The sequence below is a fragment of the Oscillochloris sp. ZM17-4 genome (genome assembly GCF_019599295.1).
In the GTDB taxonomy this organism is placed as follows: Bacteria; Chloroflexota; Chloroflexia; order Chloroflexales; family Chloroflexaceae; genus Oscillochloris.
In genome coordinates, this window is the sequence record NZ_JAIEWN010000001.1 from 90,972 (window position 1) to 93,211 (window position 2,240).

Here is a 2,240-nt window from a genome sequence, read left to right on the forward strand (position 1 = left end):
GCCGAGAGCCAGCGTCAGCGCTGCGAGGGCGAGTAGAGCCGTCCAGATGCGGGCCAGCGGGCGCAGAACCGGCATTCTGCTCTCCAACCCTTTCTCACGTGCAGATCTGCGGGCAGTATACCATAGCCGGCCGCTTGCCCCATGGGCGGGCGAGTTTGGGGGCGGACAGGCGGCAGGCGGCAGGCGGCACGATTCTGCATTGGAATGCTGTCCGGCTCCCCCTCTCCCCTGGTGGGAGAGGGGGCAGGGCCGGCGCGAGATGGGCGTATTTGAACAGTATGCCCCTATCCCTCCCCCGCGTAGGGGTAGCGGAACGCGCCGGGGAAGTCGTCGGCCACAGCCTTTCGCTTGCCGCTCCACTCCTCGATGTCGATCCGGTAGACGCTGGTGCGCGCCAGCTCCTCGGCGATGATCGGCCGGTAGTGCTCGCCCGGCCGCAGGTGCGGGAAGTACTTGTCGAGCAGGATCTGTAGTCCGTGGGTCGCCTCCTCCGGGTCATCGATCACGCGCGCCGACCCGAACACCGCCACGCCGCTGTACTCCACGCTGAACTCCAGGGCCACCTCGGCCGGCAGCAGCCGCCCCATCTCGCTCACGCTCAGGCAGACCCGCTCGGCCACATCCAGGTTGGCCCGCGTGCGGCCGTAGCGCGCCGTGTGCATGTAGATCGCCCCGCGCGTCGGGTCGTACACAAACAGGTTGCTGTTGATGAAGGGCTGCCCGTCGGCCACGGTCGCCAGGTAGCCGATCGGCGCGCGGGCCAGCAGATCGGCGATCCACGCGTCGTCGTCCACCGCCCGGTCCTTGCGCTTCACCTCGGCCCTTGGCCGGGCCGCGTAGTCGTTTGGCATTGCTGAGCTCCTGATTGCAGATTGTAGATTGCAGATTGCAGAGTAGCAGGGCGATTGGTCTCTGAGAAGTGCCAATCTATGCTATGATCGCCATACCACTCTGACATATTCCATTCTCAATTCTCAATTCCATGTTCTCCCCCCTCACCCTTAGCCCGCAGTCAGATCTCCCGCTCTACCGGCAGCTCTACGACGAGATCCGCGCGGCGGTGCTCGACGGCCGGCTGGCCCCGGGCGCCCGCCTGCCGAGCAGCCGCGAGCTGGCGGCGGGCATGGGCCTGGCCCGCTCCACCGTGGTGAGCGCCTTCGAGCAGCTGCTCGCCGAGGGCTACCTGGAGGGACGGGTGGGCGCGGGCACCTTCGTGGCCACGTCCCTGCCCGAGGATCTGCTGGGCCACGGCGGGCCGCCGGCCCGCCCGCCCGCCGCCCATGAGCGGCCCGCCCCGCGCCGGCTCTCGGCCAGGGGCGCGGCCCTCGCCGCCACGCCGGTCAGCGCCTCGTCGGGCGACCGGGTGCGCCCGCGGGCCTTCCAGGTCGGCCTGCCCGACATCGACGGATTCCCCCACGCCACCTGGGCGCGCCTGGCCGCCCGGCGCTACGGCAGCCCGCCGCCCGAGCTCATGGCCTACGGCGACCCGGCCGGCTACCTGCCGCTGCGCGAGGCGATCGCCTCCCACCTGGCGGCCGCGCGCGGCGTGCGCTGCGACCCCGGCCAGGTCGTCGTCGTCAGCGGCTCGCAGCAGGGGCTCGACCTGGCGGCCCGCGTGCTGCTCGACCCCGGCGACGAGGCCTGGATCGAGGACCCCGGCTACATGGGCGCGCGCGGCGCCCTGCTGGCCGCCGGCGCGCGGCTGGCCCCCGTCCCGGTGGACGCCGAGGGGCTCGATGTGGCCGCCGGGGCGCGGCTGGCCCCGCAGTCCCGCCTGGCCTACATCACGCCCTCGCACCAGTTCCCCCTGGGGGTGACGATGAGCCTGCCCCGCCGGCTCGCCCTGCTGGCCTGGGCGCGCGCCGCCGGGGCCTGGGTGATCGAGGACGACTACGACAGCGAGTACCGCTACGCGGGCCGGCCCCTGGCCGCGCTCCAGGGCCTCGACGGCGACGGCCGGGTGATCTACCTGGGCACCTTCAGCAAGGTGCTCTTCCCGGCGCTGCGTCTGGGCTACATGGTTGTCCCGCCCGACCTGGTGCCCGCCTTCGTGGCCGCCCGCGCCCTGGCCGACCGCCACTCGCCGGGAATCGAGCAGGCCATCGTCGCCGACTTCCTGGCCGAGGGGCACTTCGCCCGCCACCTGCGGCGCACGCGCGCCCGCTACGCCGCCCGCCAGGCCGCCCTGGTCGAGGCGGCGCGCCCGCTGGCCGGCCGCCTCGACGTGGCCCCGGCCGAGG

At 72.7% G+C, this 2,240-nt stretch carries 2 protein-coding genes; one reads left to right on the top strand and one right to left on the bottom strand.

Annotation, left to right across the window (positions count from 1 at the left end; translation table 11 throughout):
* Window positions 1–284: 284 nt before the first annotated feature.
* Window positions 285–851, bottom strand: a complete 567-nt coding sequence (locus K2Z83_RS00335) for a pyridoxamine 5'-phosphate oxidase family protein (RefSeq protein ID WP_220593196.1) — start codon at window positions 849–851, stop codon at window positions 285–287.
* Between the two features lie 131 nt (window positions 852–982).
* Here K2Z83_RS00335 and K2Z83_RS00340 point away from each other — a divergent pair.
* Window positions 983–2,240 (top strand): PLP-dependent aminotransferase family protein (locus tag K2Z83_RS00340; protein ID WP_220593197.1); only part of this gene is annotated, 1,258 nt, incomplete at its 3' end.